This window comes from Cytobacillus sp. EB106-05-05-XG126 (assembly GCF_058791715.1).
In genome coordinates this window covers 178,757-195,808 of sequence record NZ_JBYTDU010000005.1, presented here as the reverse complement: position 1 = coordinate 195,808, position 17,052 = coordinate 178,757, and the positions used below count along the sequence as shown (strand labels likewise).

The window sequence follows — 17,052 nt, the reverse complement described above, 5'->3', positions numbered from 1 at the left end:
ACAATCCTGACAGGTTTTCGGCACCCTGTCATATACATAAATGGGGGGGATTTAATGATTGAAACTCAAAGTATTTCTAAAGAAGTGCTGGCCGCCATATTAAAAGGCATTGATGAAGGGATTCATGTAGTGGATTTGAATGGAATTACCATTTTTTATAATGAAATAGCTGCTAGACATGATGGTCTGGAGGTTTCTGAGGTAATCGGAAAACCTGTTCTGAAAGTCTTTCCTTCATTGGATAAAGAGACAAGCACTTTATTAAAAGTTATGAAAACAAAAGCACCGATTTATAATCAGACTCAGTCCTATGTAAACCTCCATGGTGCACAAATAGAAACCATTAATACCACTCTCCCTATAACTGTTAATGGGAAGGTAGCGGGAGCTGTCGAGATTGCCAAGGACTACTCCAGATTGAAGCTTCTTTCTGAAAGCCTTCTTGATTTGCGCAAAAAAATAAAACAGCCCCTCAACAAAGCGGCTGCTGCCAATAATGTACAGTATACATTGGATAGCCTTCTCACAATAAATAAGGAAATGAAAAATATTAAAAAGGAGGCAGCCAAACTGGCAAAGTCCGATTCTTCCATTCTTGTGTTTGGGGAAAGCGGGTGCGGAAAGGAGCTCTTTGTTCAGGGGCTTCATCATTCTTCCTCAAGAACTGAAGGCCCATTTATTGCACAGAACTGTGCGGCAATACCGGAGTCTTTGCTTGAAAGCATTCTTTTTGGGACTGCTAAAGGAAGCTATACAGGAGCAGTGGACCGGCCGGGGTTATTTGAATTAGCCGATGGCGGGACACTTTTTCTCGATGAAATACATGCCATGCCGATTGAGCTGCAGGCTAAACTGCTAAGAGTGCTTGAGGATGGCATTGTCCGAAGAGTAGGAAGTCCGAAGAGCTCACAGGTCAATGTACGGGTGATTGCAGCCATGAATATCCATCCAGTGGAGGCACTTGAGAAAAACCAAATGAGAAAGGACTTATTTTACCGCTTAAACGTTCTCACATTCGGGCTCCTGCCGCTAAGGGAGAGAAAGGAAGATATTGAATTTCTTGCCCATCATTTTATTAAGCGATTTAATCAGGTGTTACACAAAAGCCTCTCAGGAATCGGAGAGGATGTGCTGGCCTTTTTCAGACAATACCATTGGCCCGGAAACGTCAGGGAATTAAAGCATACAATCGAGTACATGATGAATGTCTGTGAAGAAGACTTTCTTAAAGCTGATGATTTGCCAGTTATAATGAAACAGCAGCTTCAAAAGAGTAAACAGGATTTTTCATTAAAAATCCAGCCATTAAAGGCAAGTATGGAAAAGCAGGAAAAAGCTTTAATCGAAAAAGCTCTTCAAGAAACAAACGGAAATATAAAAAAAGCCGCGAAGCTATTAGAGGTGCCCCGTCAGACACTGCAATATAAACTGGCCAAGTATAATATTGAAATGAATAACAGAATCCTGGTTAGTAACACTCATGAGGGTGCCGAGTAATCGGCACCTTTTTTGTTTTAACGGAAATGAAAGTATCCCTTAAGTTGCAAACAATCGCCAATCCGGTAGGGATTTCATATGATAGTACGAAATATTCAGAATTGGCATGAAACTTGCAATGTTATTTTATAGAAATTCATATAGGGGGAATAGAGATGAAGAACTTTTTATATAAACCGGATCGGCATTGGAAAGATATTGAGCTATGGAAGGATGTCACAGAAGAACAATGGAATGACTGGCTCTGGCAGCTGACGAATACCATTCGGACAGTTGATGATTTGAAAAAGGTGATTAATCTTACACCTGAAGAGGAGGAAGGAGTCAGGATTTCTGCAAAAACCATTCCATTAAATATTACACCTTATTATGCTTCACTTATGAATCCGGATGACCCACGGTGTCCGGTGAGGATGCAATCCGTTCCTATTTCAAATGAAATCTATAAAACTAAATATGATCTTGAAGATCCACTGCATGAAGATGAAGACTCCCCAGTTCCGGGATTAACGCACCGCTACCCTGACCGGGTCTTATTTTTGGTAACAAATCAATGTTCAATGTATTGCCGTTATTGTACAAGAAGAAGGTTCTCAGGACAAATAGGCATGGGTGTACCGAAAAAACAGCTTGATGCGGCAATCAGCTACATCAGGAATGCACCTCAGGTTAGAGATGTTCTCATTTCTGGCGGAGATGGACTTTTGATCAATGACAATATTCTTGAATACATCCTGAAAAATTTGCGTGAAATCGACCATGTTGAAATCATCAGAATTGGCACGAGGGCTCCAGTTGTATTTCCCCAGCGGATCACCGAGAATTTATGCAATATCCTGAAAAAGTATCATCCCGTGTGGCTAAATACACATTTTAACACTTCCATTGAAATTACCGAAGATTCCAAGAGAGCGTGTGAGATGCTGGCAAATGCCGGTGTGCCCGTGGGTAATCAATCGGTTATTTTGGCAGGCATAAACGACAGCGTTCCAATTATGAAAAGACTGATGCATGACCTTGTTAAAATCCGGGTCCGTCCTTATTATATTTACCAATGTGACCTTTCTGAAGGCATAGGCCATTTCCGCGCTCCGGTTTCGAAAGGGCTTGAAATTATTGAAGGGCTAAGGGGACATACATCCGGCTATGCTGTCCCGACTTTTGTGGTCGATGCGCCTGGAGGAGGCGGAAAGATTTCACTGCAGCCGAATTATTTGATCTCGCAAAGTGCTGACAAAGTGGTCCTCCGCAATTTCGAAGGTGTAATCACCACTTATCCTGAGCCTGAAAACTATGTCCCAGGCCGTGCAGAAGGCTACTTTAAAGAAATTTATCCTGATATGGATGAGAAAAAATCAAATGTGGGAATTGCGGCGCTAATGAATGACCAGCAATTCAACCTGGTTCCTGAAGGCCTGGCAAGACTGGATCGCCGTGAAAAATATGACAGCGACCCAGAGCACAGCTCTTTGAAAGATAAGCGGGGCAAACGGGATGAATTAAAGGAAAAGAAATTCAATGCCCAGCAGACAAAGCAGAGTCCTGCAGCAGAGGCGGGTTCAGAAGCTGCAGCTGCCAAGGAATAGGAGGACAGGAATGGGAAATAAATGTGCCTGGTGTGAAAGCCAAAATATAAGTGAAAGCAGTGAAACGGTTTATTGGGAGCTCCCTGATGGAACAAGAGCCATCCAAATAAATGAGACACCTTCCATTTCCTGCAGGGATTGTGATATGGTTTACCAGTCAGATGAGCTTGTTAAGTCGATTGAGGACCAGCTATTTTTGATTGATGTCAAGAAGATCGGAAAAGAAATTAATTATGAAAAATTGATGGAGCAGCCAAGGCTGCTGAAGCGAAATTATTTTGATTTCTCTTCCTATGATAAGTGAGGGAAGGGCAGCCCGCAGATATGCGGGCTGTTTTTAATGTGTATAAGTAGACGAGCTTAGCACAATTCGATTATAGTAGAAAATAAATTAACGAACGACAGAATAAAAAGGAAGGCGTTAGTATGTCAAAAACTTTCTATCACTTTTTAATGAAATACAGGCATCCTGCACCAAAGGATAACATCAGCCGTTTTGCCAATGACGCATATGAGGACCACAGCTTTCCTAAAACAGCCTATGATTATGATGAGCTCAGCTCTTACCTTGAACTGAACGGAAGCTATCTGGAGACCATGTCTATTTTCGATGAAGCCTGGCAATTGTATGTACTCTCTGAAAGCTGAATGAACATTTTGAAACACTCCTGCATAGGAGTGTTTTTTTGCTGTTTTCGTAAAGCTTGTTGCTTTTGGACAGGTAACTAACTTTACCCTCTAAGGAGCGGAAGGCACTTGATCCTCGAAAATGCTGACGCATTTCCTTCGTGCGGTGTTCATTCAAGGAAGCTTATTCAATGTCCTGCGTGAAGAGAGGAAGTGTGAGACCCCACAGGCGAAGCCGAGGAGGCTCACATTCCTCCCCGCGGGTTCGCTGAGTGCCTGGAGCGGAAATCAACGGGCAATATTCAAATGCCAAATTTCATCAATTATAGAAAAGAAGCAATTTAATTTGAAAAATGGCTTTTGATTGATTGTGATGAACGTACGGACGATTTTCATAAAAAGTGCATATACTATTGTATTCACTACTCACGACTCAGTCATTGAGAGGATGGAGGAAATGAGCAAAAAGAAAAAACCCAAGTACAAAATCGGTGATACAGTCGTGATCACTATTTATGGTACAGTCGGAAAAGTAACAGATGTAAAGTGGCTAGATGATATGTACGTCTATGAAGTCAATAAAAGTGAAGGTCTATATATGGAATCCAGCCTTCAAATGCTGTCTGAGTATGAAGGTGAGATTATGGAAAAGGAGCATATTGACATCGAATATAAATACTTTTTTGGCGACCTTGTCCAAGTCAAGGGGTATGGTTCGGATCTTTTCAAAATCGTAGGCTTCAGGACGGAAATTTGGAGATACAAAGAAGATGCATGGGAAGATGTTATTTATGAGCTTTCAAGAATTAATGACGGGGAATGGCTGGAAGCAGGGGAAGAAGAGCTGACACTCGTTGCGGATGCTGAAAGTGCTGATGCATTTATTCAAAAGCTTGGGCTCCTCTATATGATCAATAAAAAAGAAAAGCTTCCTGAATTAAGGGAAACGGCACATTCATTCCGCAAGGCAGAAAAGGAATTGCTTGAAGGGATAAAAGAAAGAAAAGTGCTGATTGATGGTTTGCTTGATATTTACAATGATTATCGTATTCTTTATGAAATGTTTCAGGATGATGAGTATAAGCATATAATGCGGGTTATACTCAGAAAGCTGAAGCATATTGCCAACAATGATGATAAGAGCACTGTGTAAAAAGCACAGAAGTCTTTGCTTTTTAGAGCCAGGTGACCAGGAGATACAGTAAAAATGGGATGCCAAACCATATGACGAGCTTGAACCAGGCATTTAATAGATTGCTATAAAGATTTACTATAGAACTTTCATCACGATTGACATCTTCTTTAATTAGTAGGGCTAGTCTGGATATACTGGACATGTCGCTGCCTCCTCAATTTCTGTATAAAATGGATTGCTGCTGGCTGTTTATCCTATATGTATGTCCTAACTGAAAAAAAATGCATCGAAAATAAAATAAAGAATATGGCTTGTTCTGCATGAATCCAGGGAGTGCTTCATACATTTTGTACAAAGGGGGCGTTGCTGTGAAGGAAATAGAAGTCGTAATAGATACAGAAGAAATTGCTGAGTTTTTCTTTCATGAGCTGGCAAAAAGGGGATATGTGCCTACTGAAGGAGAATTGGATGAACTTGCAGATATCACGTTTGAGTACCTGCTGCAAAAGTGCATCATTGATGAAGAAATTGAAGATGACTGATATAGAAAAATGACGAGGAACGATGCTCGTCATTTTTTTGCGGAGCAGGAGGAACATCTTACACATACATATTCTAAGCACAGCATTTTCTGTGGGTATGCAGTGAACGCAGCAATTCCGAAAAAAATATGTGCTGCCACCATTGAAAATGAAACCTTCTTGTTAATAAGCACGTATATCTAAGTGAAATAAGTGCTTTGCTTTATATATGCAGTAAAAATAAAACATGAAACAGGGAGAGAAGCATATGTCATTTTTTAATAAGGTTTTGGCAAGTGTGGGAATTGGATCAGCAAAAGTCGATACGAAACTTGAAAAGGATTCAGCAGTTCCGGGCGAAGCCCTCAGAGGTGTGGTTGAGATTACAGGGGGCAGCACCGAACAGAAAATTGATGATATTTACCTTTCATTGAATACTACTTATATTAAAGAATCAGATGATAAAAAATATACAGTCTCCGGTCTGATTGACCGTTTCAGGCTTGCTCAATCCTTTACCCTGGCAGCCAATGAACGAAAGGAAATTCCTTTTACCTTTAACCTTCCAGCTGACACACCTTTGTCTTTTGGCAAAACGAAAATTTGGGTGACGACAGGACTGGATATAAAAAACGCGGTAGATCCTGCAGATAAGGATTATATTCGTGTTGCTGCTGCCCCGCTGATGGATTCTGTATTGAACGCTGTTTCAAGTATGGGATTCCGTTTGCGGGAAGCAGAATGTGAACAGGCTCCGCACCGCCTTCGCAGAAGGCTTCCGTTTATCCAGGAGTTTGAATTTGTTCCAGTCTCCGGTCCTTTCAGAGGAAAGCTTGATGAACTGGAAGTGGTCTTTTTTCCACTGTCAAACGGAGAGACCGAGGTTATGATGCAAGTAGACCGTAAAGCGAGAGGAATAGGCGGATTCCTGGCAGAAGCACTGGAAATGGATGAAACATTTGTCCGTTTCACTGTTACAAATGCAGATATTCCTTATATGCAGCAAAAGCTTCAATCGGTCATTGCAAAATATGCTTAATTCATTGAGAAAACGATGGGTGATGCCCATCGTTTTTTTTTGCTTTGGCTGCGACAGTGGAACGCTATAGGTTATGCCAGAAGTGTTTTAATTAAATCCTGTCCTTTTAAAAAGGGGGTTATGAGCACGTACATGATTGAATCAGGGATTCTCTTCTCATCATCGGAAATAATGCCGTGAACACCAAGCCTCTGCATGTCTGCAAATTGGTATTGTTTACTGATGGTCCACGAATAGATCTCATAACCGAATAATTCAGCTTGATTAATGAAGGACTTGGAAAGCAGGAGATGGTGAACAGATAGAAAAGAGGCAAAATCGCGGTAGGATGCCAAATGAAACAAGTCCAGGTGTTTGCTCAGCAGGAGGCCAGCAGGAATCTCGGGAGCCAGCTCGTGAAACTTTTTCATTTCATTAATATGAAAAGATTGGACTTTTATCTGACTGTCGGGTTTGTAAGAGTTTAGTACGTCTGCGAGAATTTCTGTCATGCCAGGCTGATTTTCAGGTGATTTCATTTCAATTATAATTCCTATTTTTCCGCTGGCTTGTTTTAATACTTCAGTCAATAAAGGGACTTTTTCACCGGCATACGCAGGAGAAAACCATGAGCCTGCATCCAGTTTTTTTAAGTCTTTTACTGTTAAATCCTCAATTAGCCCCTCACCGTCGGTAGTTCGCAAAACATTAGCGTCATGAATAACAACCAGTTGTTTATCCTTGCTCAGCCTTACATCTAACTCGATATAGTCAAAACCCATTTCAATAGCTTTTTCAAACGATGCAAGCGTGTTTTCCGGTGCAAGTGCCGACGCGCCTCTGTGTGCGATGGACTTAAATGGCATGAGAGGCTGAAAAAAATAAGAAATAGTCATTAATAACATTCCAATTAGGATTGAAAGCAAAACAGGCTTTTTAGATACCAGCAATTTCATCACCTCCAGATAAGACTTTTATACATAATATGCAGATTAAACATTTTTGAAAGCGTTTACTTTACGAAAAAAACCGTTAATCGACAAAAATAGAATTTTTTTGATGGAGGAAACGACAAGAAAAATGGCTAATTAAACAGTAATGAAAAGTTGTTCACTTAAATTTAGGCAGCTGGCAGGAAAACGTCAGCTTTTGAAGATCTTATTCGATAGTTGACAGGTCACTTGTTGAATTAGAATCAGCCAAAAATAACGGATGCTGGGAATAAGAGGGGGATGACATATGCTGAAGGAATTAACAAGGATCAAAAGAAGAGAGTATGATGTTACGATCTTTCAAACACCTGAATTCAGGGGCAAAAAAGGCTTTCAGCAAGTATATCGCCTTAATGTAGAAGCTTTGACACATGATGAATGCCTTGAATCAGTTTTTAGAAAGTTTAATGTGCATGATCGGATCCCGGAGGATTTCGATGGCCGGTTTATTTCCACAGGAGATATACTCTATATTGATGAAGGCAGAAGAGGGCAATTTTATTATCAGCTGAAGCCGGGCGGCTGGGAAGAAGTTAATAGGATACATATTAGATAAATAAGAAAACAGGAGGGCATAATAGCTCTCCTGTTTATTTTTATTAAATAGTCTATTCGGTTATGTTTGATCCCGGACTGTTTTTGCGTTTGTTGGCTGTGTATTCCTTGCCATGCGCTTCCTGCTCTGCAACAATGGCTTCTGCAGGAATATGATTATTCTTCTTTGGTGAGTTTATACGGTTACGGTGCTTTTTGCCCATCTTAAGTCCCTCCGCTTATCGATTGCTTATTGTTTTGACTGTTTTGGATGTATTAGGCTCGGTATTAGCCCTGGAAGATGGATTTGTCTCATTGGCATGCTGGACTGCCTGCCTGAGTTTTTTGCTCATTCCTTTTTGCGGCATGATTACAACCTCCTTTGGAAAAGCTAAAATTAGCTTTCCCGCACAGGGAAAAAACATGCCCTGTATTATTTGTTTCTAACTGGTGGCACATATGGTATAGTTTGACTTGGAAGCATTTACATCAGCTTCAGAATTAACATGGAGGTTAGATTTATGAGCGTACATATTGGTGCTAAAGAAAATGAAATTGCGGAAACGGTCCTGCTTCCTGGAGACCCTTTGCGTGCAAAATATATTGCAGAAACATTTTTAGAAAATGCGGAGTGCTACAATGAAGTCCGCAACATGTTTGGCTATACAGGAACGTATAAAGGGAAGCGCATATCAGTTCAGGGTACAGGCATGGGGGTTCCATCCATTTCCATCTATATCAATGAACTGATGCAAAGCTATAATGTCCAAAACCTGATAAGAGTAGGAACGTGCGGTGCGATTCAAAAAGATGTAAAGGTTCGCGATGTAATTCTTGCGATGAGCTCTTCTACAGATTCCCAAATGAACAGGCTTACTTTCGGAGGGGTTGACTTTGCGCCGACAGCCAATTTTGATCTATTGAAAAAAGCTTATGATGCAGGTGTTGAAAAAGGATTAAACCTTAAAGTCGGAAATGTCTTCACAGCTGACATGTTCTATAATGACAATTCGGAACTTGAAAAATGGGCAAAGTATCAGATCCTGGCAATTGAGATGGAAACAGCCGCGCTATATACACTTGCAGCGAAGTTTGACCGCAAAGCACTATCCGTCCTAACAGTCAGTGATCACATCCTGACTGGTGAGGAAACGACTGCTGAAGAAAGACAAACCACCTTCAATGAAATGATCGAAGTGGCACTTGAAGCTGCTATTAAGGAATAATATAGAATGAAACTGGTTCACCTGAACCAGTTTTATTTTTTTTGAAGAATGTAATTTTCAAATTATTAAAAATGATATTTGTGCCGTTTGTCCTGTTTTTAACACAATTATGGACTAGTTGACGTGTAGTGTTAAAATAGTAATGTTGCAAAGAAATAAAAAGACAGGTGAGTTTGAATGAAGAAGATCATAATTATGGCAGGGACCCTCAGCCTTCTGCTTTCCGGCTGCAGCCAGCTAGATCCGTATTTGGATAAAGCAAAGCCGCTTATTGAAAAAATCCCGTTCCTTGGGGAAGATAAAAGCCTCGATGAACCTTCTCAAGAAAATGAATCACTAAATAGAGAAGAAAACAGTGCCGGGGACGCAGGCAATGAAGACAAGAAAGATATTCAAAAGGATCCTCTTTCATTGGAAGCTTCATATTTTAATGATATTAAAACTGTGGATGGCAGAAATATTATCCAGAACCCTGATAATGTGATGGTCCTGGTGAATAAACAATTCAGCCTTCCGGATGGCTATGAACCATCCAACCTAATGATCCCGGATGTCGCATTTTCTTACGGGAAGTTAGATTTGGAAAAGAGCTATATGCGCCAGGACGCAGCTGAAGAGCTGGAAAAGCTGTTTACAGGAGCATTGAATGAAGGTGTGGAATTATTTGCTGTTTCCGGCTATCGCTCATTTACACGGCAATCGGAAGTTTTTGAGGCCGAAGTAAATAGAGTGGGTAAAGAAAAAGCGGTACAGGCTGTGGCGATTCCCGGGAGCAGTGAACATCAGACAGGACTTACAATGGATATTTCCAGCAGAAGTGCAAGTCTTGAGCTTTCCGAAGAATTCGGGGAGACAAAGGAAGGAAAGTGGCTTGCTGAAAATGCGCATCATTATGGATTTATTCTCCGCTATCCAAAAGGAAAAGAAGCCATCACAGGTTATAAATATGAGCCTTGGCATTTCCGTTACGTGGGCCATGAAGCTGCGAAAGTCATTTATGAAAAGAAATGGACTTTGGAAGAGTACTTTGATCTTGTTAAAAAAATCTAAGAGGCCAAAATGGCCTCTTTTATTTGCCTTTCTCCTTCAGACTGCTTTTTCCTGATTGAAAATAGAATATAACCGCTAAAGTGAAGGGTACAGCTGGAAGGCCTGATAGAAAACGGAGCACATTTTCTGCCCCTGTTAAAGAATATCCCAATGGCAGCAGCAGAAAAAAACTTAATAGAGCAAGTTTCCATGACTGATTCATGATCCCGGCAATCAGGCTGATTAGGGAAAATGCGAAGCTTATCCATAATATTGCGGTTAACATCATAAAATCACCCCTTAAGAAAGTGCTGGGAGAGCTAAGGTCTGGATGATGAAAAGGTTTGATAGAGGTTTTTAAAATGGCTTTATAATAAAATATGTTTATACCGGCAAAACATTAATCTTTTATTTTCCTGATGTAAATGCCGCTTTAATTCAAGTGAAGTATGGCCGGCCGGCTGTCTGTTTACCTGATGTTTATAAACCTCCTTCAATGAGGTATTAATAAAGTAAGGTTTACTTTTGTAAAAAGGAGGCACATGATTTGGAAAAAGTTTCATTTAAAGTTGTAGGCATGACCTGCGGCCATTGTGAAGAGGCAGTCAAAAATGCCCTTCTCTCCATCGATGGCGTGGCAAGCGTCTCAATTGCCTTTCATGATGAACATGCAGAAATCGTCTATGATCCTGAAAAATCTGATAAGGAACATTTGATAAAAGCGATAGAAGACCAGGGCTATGGGGTAGCCTGACATAAGAATGAGCGCCACGCATATTTTGCTGGCGCTCTTTAATCGCTGCACACATTTTTCTTTGTAATTTATTCGATAAATGTTATTCTAATCATTAAGGATTGTACATAGTTATTTTACGGTGACGAAAGTGGTGAAAAGTTTGCAAAATGAAGATTTAAACAAAGAAACTTCAGAAACACCAGATAATAACCATTCAGGTTTTATCCGCATGAAAAAGTTTCATTTTGTAATGCTGCTGTTTTTTATTGTGTTTCTTTCAGCTGGAATTACTACCTTTGCACTGGCCTTTGGAGATGAAAAGGCAGTAGATGTGGGAACAAGCGAAAGAAGGGAATTTGATAAGCTGTATACAGCTTATGATACCCTGAAAGCAAACTATTTCCAGGAAGTGGATCAAAATAACCTTATAAATGGCGCTATTAACGGTATGCTTGAAGCGCTCGATGATCCATACTCGGACTATATGAATGAAGAAGAAGCCGAAAGCTTTCATCAGAGTATTTCATCCTCTTTTGAAGGAATCGGAGCTGAAATCCAGGAACAGGAAGGCTACATAGTCATTGTATCCCCATTGAAAGGTTCACCTGCTGAAAAAGCCGGGCTTAGGCCAAATGACAAGGTTCTCTCAGTTGATGGAAAAAGCCTTCAGGGGATGAGCTCTACAGAAGCCGTTATGCTGATCAGAGGCGAAAAAGGGACTAAAGTAGAACTTGCAGTTCAGCGTCCCGGCACAGATGAGCCTATGAAAATTTCCATTACACGCGATACCATTCCGCTTGAAACCGTCTATGGGGAAATGCTGGAAGATGGTATTGCAAAAGTACAGATTACTACATTCTCGGAAAATACTTCTAAAGAACTGGTTGAAACTCTGAATGAACTGCAGAAGCAGGGCATGAAAGGATTAATCCTTGATCTTCGCCAGAATCCAGGAGGCCTTCTGGATCAGGCAGTGGAAATCTCCAGCCTGTTTGTCCCGGATGGCGAGATATTATTCCAAATTGAAGACCGCAATGGAAACAGAGAAGAAGTAAAATCAAAGAGAGAAGAAAACCCGAATATACCTTTAGTCGTTGTGATTGATAAAGGAAGTGCCAGTGCATCAGAAATTCTGGCTGCGGCAGTACACGAATCCGCAGATGTGCCGCTTGTCGGTGAAAAATCGTTTGGGAAAGGCACCGTCCAGCGTGCACAGGACTTCTCCGATGGGTCAAACATGAAATTCACTACTGAAAAATGGCTGACACCGGATGGAAATTGGATTCATAAAAAGGGAATTACACCTGACCACAAAGTGGCCTTGCCGGAATACGCTGCACTGCCATTTATTAATCCAGACACTGAATTAAAGCTTTCTGCTTCTTCAGCTCAGGTTAAAGCAGCTCAAGCTATGCTGAAAGCTCTGGGATATAATCCTGGAAGAGAAGACGGTTTCTTTGATGAAAAAACGGAAGCAGCTGTCAAGGAATTCCAGGCTGCTGAAAAGCTTGATCAAAATGGAGTATTATCAGGGCAGTCTACTCTTAGGCTGATGGAAAAACTCCGTGAAAAAATCGACCAAAATGACACGCAAATTCAAAAAGCAGCTGAAGTGCTGAAAAAACAAATAGGGTCATAATCTAAAGCTCTCCGATTCGGAGAGCTTTTTTCATCATTTTCAAGCGAGACGATTCCTTCCTCAAGCGAGTAGCGGCAGGTGGGGGCAGTTCAAGTATGGCTGTTCTTAGAAAGTGGGTATAGAAAGCGTTTCTCTTTCCCACAATGGTAATAACTTAACTATTAAGCAGCGCAGGGGTGATTTACTTGAAAAAAATTATGATCCTATTTGCAGCGGCTGCAGCTATACTATCCGGCTGCATGTCTTTTCAGCAAAAAGAAAACAATAATGCAAGGCAGGAGACGGAGATCGGCGAGTCCGAAAAGGTGAATAAAGAGCCCTCAGCGATTGTAAATGAAACGAGAAACTTTTTGCTGATTGGTGTCGATAGCAGAGGAGAAGAGGATTCACGTTCGGATGCCATTGTGCTGGCCAGCTATGAACCTTCCGGGGAATCCATTAAATTGGTCTCTCTTATGAGGGACAGCTATGTAAAAATACCGGATTACCAATATATGTACAGCAAGTTGAATCATGCTTATTATATAGGCGGCAAGGAATTATTAAAGGATACAATAGAACAAAACTTCGGAATCCAAATCGATCATACAGCAATTATTGATTTTAAGGGATTTACAGCGATGCTTGATGCGATTGCCCCGGACGGAATTGAAGCAGAAGTCAGTGCCGCCATGATTGAAGATATGGGATTGGATCTGGAGCCGGGAAAACAAAAGCTTAAGGGAAGCGACATTTTATCATATGTGAGATTTCGCCATGACGGACAAAGTGATTTCGGGAGAGTTGACCGGCAGCAGGAAATTTTAATTGGGCTTAAAGATGAAGTGATGAACCAATTCTCATCACCTGCCGGTTTAGCAAGGTTTCCTGAAGTAATCAGCCAGGCAATGAAATACGTTGAAACCGACTTAAAGATTGAAGAAGCATTATCACTCGGTGTGAAGTTTTTAATGAATCCTGTCACTGACATTGAAACACTTAGGGTACCTGTTGAAGATAGTTATGAGAATAAAACTTATGAACATGCCGGTTCGGTTCTCCAGCTTGATTTTGAAGAAAATTCAGAAGCGCTTAAGCAGTTTTTGGATGCTGAAAAGAACTGAGAGAGACGCTATTAAAAGTAAATGAGGAGCCCACGGGCTCCTCATTTACTTTTTCTGCAGACTGCAATCCCAAAAGGGTAGTGTTTGCCTTCTCTTTTCGGTTCAATGAGAACACTTCTCTGAAAATAAAATTCCGTCTCTCCGTAAGACTTGAACAGTTCAATAAATTCATCTTCAGTCAGCTGGTGAAAATGGAAGGGCTCATTTGTTGGCTTTCCCCTTCCGGCACCGAAGGGCGTGGATAAAATGAGAGTCCCGCCTGGCTTTAGCATCTTAAAAAGACTGTTAAGGAATATTTCTTCTGATGGCAGGTGTTCAAGCGTTTCAAAGCTCGTTATCACATCAAAGAATCCTAATTGTTCAGGGAGGGAATCATCTTCCGCATTGGCTTTAATATATTGCACGAGAGGATGATAATGATGTTGTCTGGCATAGTTCAGTGTACCCTCATCAATGTCCACTGCTACAATTTCATTAATTTCTTTTTTCTTGGCTTTTGCCATTATTTTTGAACCGTACCCCGTCCCGCAGGCAATATCAAGCACTCTTCCTTTAGCGTAATAAAGGGCAAAATAGTAACGTGCCAAATGTTCCAGAAGCATTCCGTTAGTAACCGGCATTTCCTCCAGTATGATTCTTTCTCCAGTATTTTCGAGCATTTTTCTCCACCATCCTTAATAGAAATTATAGCAAATATGTCTTATGGTTTGTATGGACTGGTAAAATCATATACAATGGGTCATTAGACAGGATAGCTATAAAGAGGTGATCCTTTGAAGCAGGTAGTAAAGCTTAATGAAGAGAGCCGCAGGCAAATATCAGATATTGAACAAAAATGTGAAAAGCTTGCAGAAAAACTTCTTAATAAGTACAAAACAGACTTTCAAACTGAAGAGGAAAATCTGGCAGTGGACCTGGTCAGGACGATAAAAGGCAGGCATGCATCAGAAAACGATGTGTTTGAAAATGATTATGAATCCATTCTGGAACTGGGAATAGAGACGGAGGATGAATTTTTTCCGAATGCTTATATTCCCATCTGGAAATGCAAACAGGAAATGTTTCATTCTGTTGGTTATTTAACCAATCTGGATATTGATTCAATAGAGAAGAAAATGATGCTTATGATTGAAGAAATGCTGGCAGATCGTGTAGAAGGGGAAAAGTATGAATAAAACAGAAATATATATATTATCAGGATTTCTTGGGAGCGGGAAAACGACGCTTCTAAAGCAGCTGCTCCAGGATGAAAAAAAGCAAGGCAGAAAAGTGGCAGTCATGATGAACGAGCTTGGGAAAGTTTCAATTGACTCGGATGCAGTCGATGAGGGTGTGCCATTAAAAGAGCTGCTTGACGGCTGTATATGCTGTACCATCTCAGATAAGCTCGAGGCGCAGCTTCAGGAATTATTGATGGTTGAAAAGCCGGAAGCGATTTATATTGAAACTACAGGTGCTGCTCATCCCATTGAAGTTCTGGATAGCATCCTTTCCCCCCTTTTTGCAGACAGGATGCAGGTAAAAGGCATTATTTCTGTTGTTGACAGTCCAAGGTGGCTTAATCGAAATGTGTTAAGCCCTCAGGTGCAGCAGCTTTTAATTGAGCAGGTAAGGCATGCAGACTTAATAATCCTGAATAAAGCAGATAAACTTTCCGAGGCGGAACAGGCGCGGCTTACAATGGAGATTCAGGGTCTTAACAGCCAGGCGTTCACCATCTTAACTTCATATTCAAAGATTGCTGTGAAGCAGGTAAGAGATATGTCCTCCGGGAAAAAGAGCAAGGCTTCCAGATCACATGTTTTTTCTGATTTAAAGCTTAGCACGTTCGTTTATCAGTTTCAAAATCCTGTCAATCAGACTGATTTTGAAGATTTTCTTAGAGGACTTCCAGATACTGTTTACAGAATAAAAGGGTATATGAAGCTGAATTCTTCAAAGTACCCGTATCTTTTTCAGTTTTCATATGGAATGCCGCTTTATATGCAGGAAAACATCAATATGCCCCTGAATATGGTGTTTATTGGGGAGAACCTTGATTGGGCAGAAATCGAACATAGGTTGAAGATTCTGGAAGAATCTATCTAATCAGGATATTAAAAGAATCGCATTCATACGGTGCGATTTTTTTTATTGCCTGAATGAATGAAGAAAACCTTTTTTTGGGAAACTCATTATATAATGCCTAACCGAAAAAACCTATAAATGAGTGGAATTTATGAAAACATTAAACATAGTCATGGTATTCATCTTTCTTCTTTTTGCAGGAGGCACATACACATCTGCAGATGAAGAAGGGGTTAGCTGGCGGATTGAGATGCTGGCATGGGAGAAAGTGAATGGGATATTGCCGAAATACAGTAAATTTACCGTCCTGGATGTTGAAACAGGCAAGAAGTTTAAAGTCCAGCGGCGTGCCGGAAGCCATCATGCAGATGTTCAGCCATTAAATGCTGAAGAAACAAAAATAATGAAAAGCATTTATGGCGGAAAATGGAGCTGGAAGCGGCGCGCCATCATTGTAATTAATGGCAATCAATGGATAGCGGCTTCCATGCATGGCATGCCCCATGGAGGAGGTGCATTGAAAAATAATTTTCCAGGGCATTTTTGCATTCATTTTTACGGCAGTACCACACATCGAACAAACTTTATGGATTTATCACACAAGCTTATGATTTTGAAAGCGGCAGGAAAGCTTGATGGATATCTTAATAATGCCAATCCATATGAAGTGATCAGTGCATTCATGGCAGGACTAAAACAGCAGGATTCCAGGATTGTCCAGTCGATTTCCCTCCAGCCTTTAGCATGGAATAAACTCATGCCCAGAATTGAGAATGTAAGGCTGAGTGCGATGCCCGTCCTTCCGGCTGAGGATTTGACAGATGAGCTGAGCCTGGAGGTGCCGGTGGAAGCGGATTGGTTTATAAAAAACCGCGGCAGACAGCATTTTCGAGGCAGCATCTATCTTGTGCGCTTTTCACAGGCAGATCCATGGAAAGTGGATAATAAAAGGTTCTTAAAGGAAAATAAGTTATTGAACGAATAAAAGCCTGAGAATAGACTCTCAGGCCTTTATTCGTTTTACTGTTTTTCGCCAAATTTAATGAATGTCCGCTCGTCTTCTACAAGTCCGCAAGCCGCACATTGAACCCTTTTATCAGGACCTTTGTAAGGCATATGGAAGGGGGACAGCTGTTCACTGCTGTATTCTTCCAAAACATTCCCTGTCTGAGGATCCATTTTGATGGATTGAGGCACCTGCTGAATAATATTGAATCGGCTTCTGTTTGTTTTACAGTTTGGGCACCGATAAGGTGAATTCATAACTCATTCTCCTTTCTCGCATATTAGCTGTATTTTTTGCATTTATAAATTTATTTATGTAAAAATACATGTAAGGAAA

23 protein-coding genes are annotated in these 17,052 nt (G+C 40.8%); 16 read left to right on the top strand and 7 right to left on the bottom strand.

Annotated features, from left to right (window positions below):
- Window positions 1-54: 54 nt before the first annotated feature.
- From AC3WTL_RS16925 to yodN, 5 genes are all read left to right on the top strand, one after another.
- The gene (locus AC3WTL_RS16925; protein ID WP_492369768.1) at window positions 55-1,497 is read left to right on the top strand and encodes a sigma-54 interaction domain-containing protein; all 1,443 of its coding nucleotides are present in this window, start codon (window positions 55-57) and stop codon (window positions 1,495-1,497) included.
- Window positions 1,498-1,652: 155 nt separating this feature from the next.
- The gene (gene kamA / locus AC3WTL_RS16920; RefSeq protein WP_048009371.1) at window positions 1,653-3,083 is read left to right on the top strand and encodes a lysine 2,3-aminomutase; all 1,431 of its coding nucleotides are present in this window, start codon (window positions 1,653-1,655) and stop codon (window positions 3,081-3,083) included.
- A 10-nt stretch (window positions 3,084-3,093) separates the two neighbouring features.
- The gene (locus AC3WTL_RS16915; protein ID WP_048009370.1) at window positions 3,094-3,387 is read left to right on the top strand and encodes a YokU family protein; all 294 of its coding nucleotides are present in this window, start codon (window positions 3,094-3,096) and stop codon (window positions 3,385-3,387) included.
- A gap of 122 nt (window positions 3,388-3,509) precedes the next feature.
- On the top strand, window positions 3,510-3,731 hold the full coding sequence (locus AC3WTL_RS16910; RefSeq protein ID WP_394579472.1) for a YozE family protein: 222 nt from the start codon (window positions 3,510-3,512) through the stop codon (window positions 3,729-3,731).
- Window positions 3,732-4,167: 436 nt separating this feature from the next.
- A complete protein-coding gene (gene yodN, locus AC3WTL_RS16905) occupies window positions 4,168-4,863 on the top strand; it encodes a germination protein YodN (protein ID WP_048009437.1) in 696 nt (231 codons plus the stop codon).
- Between the two features lie 22 nt (window positions 4,864-4,885).
- Here yodN and AC3WTL_RS16900 read toward each other — a convergent pair whose 3' ends face one another.
- Entirely contained in the window at window positions 4,886-5,047 is a 162-nt protein-coding gene (locus AC3WTL_RS16900; RefSeq protein WP_156185135.1) for a hypothetical protein, read from the bottom strand.
- A 166-nt stretch (window positions 5,048-5,213) separates the two neighbouring features.
- Between AC3WTL_RS16900 and AC3WTL_RS16895 the strand changes: the two genes are divergently transcribed.
- Both AC3WTL_RS16895 and AC3WTL_RS16890 read left to right on the top strand, forming a co-directional pair.
- A complete protein-coding gene (locus AC3WTL_RS16895) occupies window positions 5,214-5,387 on the top strand; it encodes a YozD family protein (RefSeq protein ID WP_009332582.1) in 174 nt (57 codons plus the stop codon).
- Between the two features lie 247 nt (window positions 5,388-5,634).
- On the top strand, window positions 5,635-6,405 hold the full coding sequence (locus AC3WTL_RS16890) for a sporulation protein (RefSeq protein WP_492369767.1): 771 nt from the start codon (window positions 5,635-5,637) through the stop codon (window positions 6,403-6,405).
- A 71-nt stretch (window positions 6,406-6,476) separates the two neighbouring features.
- On the opposite strand, the gene AC3WTL_RS16885 is transcribed toward AC3WTL_RS16890, so the two are convergent.
- Complete coding sequence (locus tag AC3WTL_RS16885; RefSeq protein WP_492369766.1) at window positions 6,477-7,340, bottom strand: glycerophosphodiester phosphodiesterase; 864 nt, start codon at window positions 7,338-7,340, stop codon at window positions 6,477-6,479.
- Between the two features lie 283 nt (window positions 7,341-7,623).
- Here AC3WTL_RS16885 and AC3WTL_RS16880 point away from each other — a divergent pair, with 283 nt between their 5' ends.
- Window positions 7,624-7,932 (top strand): YodL domain-containing protein, encoded by a 309-nt coding sequence (locus AC3WTL_RS16880; RefSeq protein WP_197208593.1) that lies wholly within the window; start codon window positions 7,624-7,626, stop codon window positions 7,930-7,932.
- Window positions 7,933-7,984: 52 nt separating this feature from the next.
- On the opposite strand, the gene AC3WTL_RS16875 is transcribed toward AC3WTL_RS16880, so the two are convergent.
- On the bottom strand, window positions 7,985-8,134 hold the full coding sequence (locus AC3WTL_RS16875; protein ID WP_197087636.1) for a hypothetical protein: 150 nt from the start codon (window positions 8,132-8,134) through the stop codon (window positions 7,985-7,987).
- A gap of 15 nt (window positions 8,135-8,149) precedes the next feature.
- Window positions 8,150-8,278: a hypothetical protein gene (locus tag AC3WTL_RS16870; protein WP_258750918.1), complete on the bottom strand. Its 129-nt coding sequence runs from the start codon at window positions 8,276-8,278 to the stop codon at window positions 8,150-8,152.
- A 153-nt stretch (window positions 8,279-8,431) separates the two neighbouring features.
- On the opposite strand from AC3WTL_RS16870, the gene deoD reads away from it, so the two are divergent.
- Complete coding sequence (gene deoD / locus AC3WTL_RS16865) at window positions 8,432-9,136, top strand: purine-nucleoside phosphorylase (RefSeq protein ID WP_076261031.1); 705 nt, start codon at window positions 8,432-8,434, stop codon at window positions 9,134-9,136.
- A gap of 177 nt (window positions 9,137-9,313) precedes the next feature.
- A complete protein-coding gene (locus AC3WTL_RS16860; RefSeq protein ID WP_283913402.1) occupies window positions 9,314-10,186 on the top strand; it encodes a M15 family metallopeptidase in 873 nt (290 codons plus the stop codon).
- A 19-nt stretch (window positions 10,187-10,205) separates the two neighbouring features.
- Here the strand turns inward: AC3WTL_RS16860 and AC3WTL_RS16855 are convergent, their stop codons facing one another.
- A complete protein-coding gene (locus tag AC3WTL_RS16855; RefSeq protein WP_492369765.1) occupies window positions 10,206-10,454 on the bottom strand; it encodes a hypothetical protein in 249 nt (82 codons plus the stop codon).
- Between the two features lie 258 nt (window positions 10,455-10,712).
- Here AC3WTL_RS16855 and AC3WTL_RS16850 point away from each other — a divergent pair, with 258 nt between their 5' ends.
- From AC3WTL_RS16850 to AC3WTL_RS16840, 3 genes are all read left to right on the top strand, one after another.
- On the top strand, window positions 10,713-10,919 hold the full coding sequence (locus AC3WTL_RS16850) for a heavy-metal-associated domain-containing protein (RefSeq protein WP_048009364.1): 207 nt from the start codon (window positions 10,713-10,715) through the stop codon (window positions 10,917-10,919).
- Window positions 10,920-11,061: 142 nt separating this feature from the next.
- Complete coding sequence (locus AC3WTL_RS16845; RefSeq protein WP_242062000.1) at window positions 11,062-12,540, top strand: lmo1851 family serine protease; 1,479 nt, start codon at window positions 11,062-11,064, stop codon at window positions 12,538-12,540.
- A 185-nt stretch (window positions 12,541-12,725) separates the two neighbouring features.
- Window positions 12,726-13,643 carry an LCP family protein gene (locus AC3WTL_RS16840; protein ID WP_492369764.1) on the top strand — a complete coding sequence of 306 codons (918 nt, stop codon included), beginning with the start codon at window positions 12,726-12,728 and terminating at the stop codon, window positions 13,641-13,643.
- A 41-nt stretch (window positions 13,644-13,684) separates the two neighbouring features.
- On the opposite strand, the gene AC3WTL_RS16835 is transcribed toward AC3WTL_RS16840, so the two are convergent.
- Entirely contained in the window at window positions 13,685-14,302 is a 618-nt protein-coding gene (locus AC3WTL_RS16835; protein ID WP_248348635.1) for a class I SAM-dependent methyltransferase, read from the bottom strand.
- Window positions 14,303-14,416: 114 nt separating this feature from the next.
- On the opposite strand from AC3WTL_RS16835, the gene AC3WTL_RS16830 reads away from it, so the two are divergent.
- The 3 genes from AC3WTL_RS16830 to AC3WTL_RS16820 all read left to right on the top strand — a co-directional run bounded on the left by AC3WTL_RS16830 (window position 14,417) and on the right by AC3WTL_RS16820 (window position 16,695).
- Window positions 14,417-14,818 (top strand): hypothetical protein, encoded by a 402-nt coding sequence (locus AC3WTL_RS16830; protein ID WP_048009360.1) that lies wholly within the window; start codon window positions 14,417-14,419, stop codon window positions 14,816-14,818.
- On the top strand, window positions 14,811-15,731 hold the full coding sequence (locus tag AC3WTL_RS16825) for a CobW family GTP-binding protein (protein ID WP_048009359.1): 921 nt from the start codon (window positions 14,811-14,813) through the stop codon (window positions 15,729-15,731). The genes AC3WTL_RS16830 and AC3WTL_RS16825 overlap by 8 nt, the downstream gene beginning before the upstream one ends.
- 130 nt (window positions 15,732-15,861) lie before the next feature.
- A complete protein-coding gene (locus AC3WTL_RS16820; RefSeq protein ID WP_048009358.1) occupies window positions 15,862-16,695 on the top strand; it encodes a hypothetical protein in 834 nt (277 codons plus the stop codon).
- 35 nt (window positions 16,696-16,730) lie between these two features.
- Here AC3WTL_RS16820 and AC3WTL_RS16815 read toward each other — a convergent pair whose 3' ends face one another.
- Window positions 16,731-16,973 (bottom strand): hypothetical protein, encoded by a 243-nt coding sequence (locus AC3WTL_RS16815; RefSeq protein WP_009332565.1) that lies wholly within the window; start codon window positions 16,971-16,973, stop codon window positions 16,731-16,733.
- Window positions 16,974-17,052 lie beyond the last annotated feature (79 nt).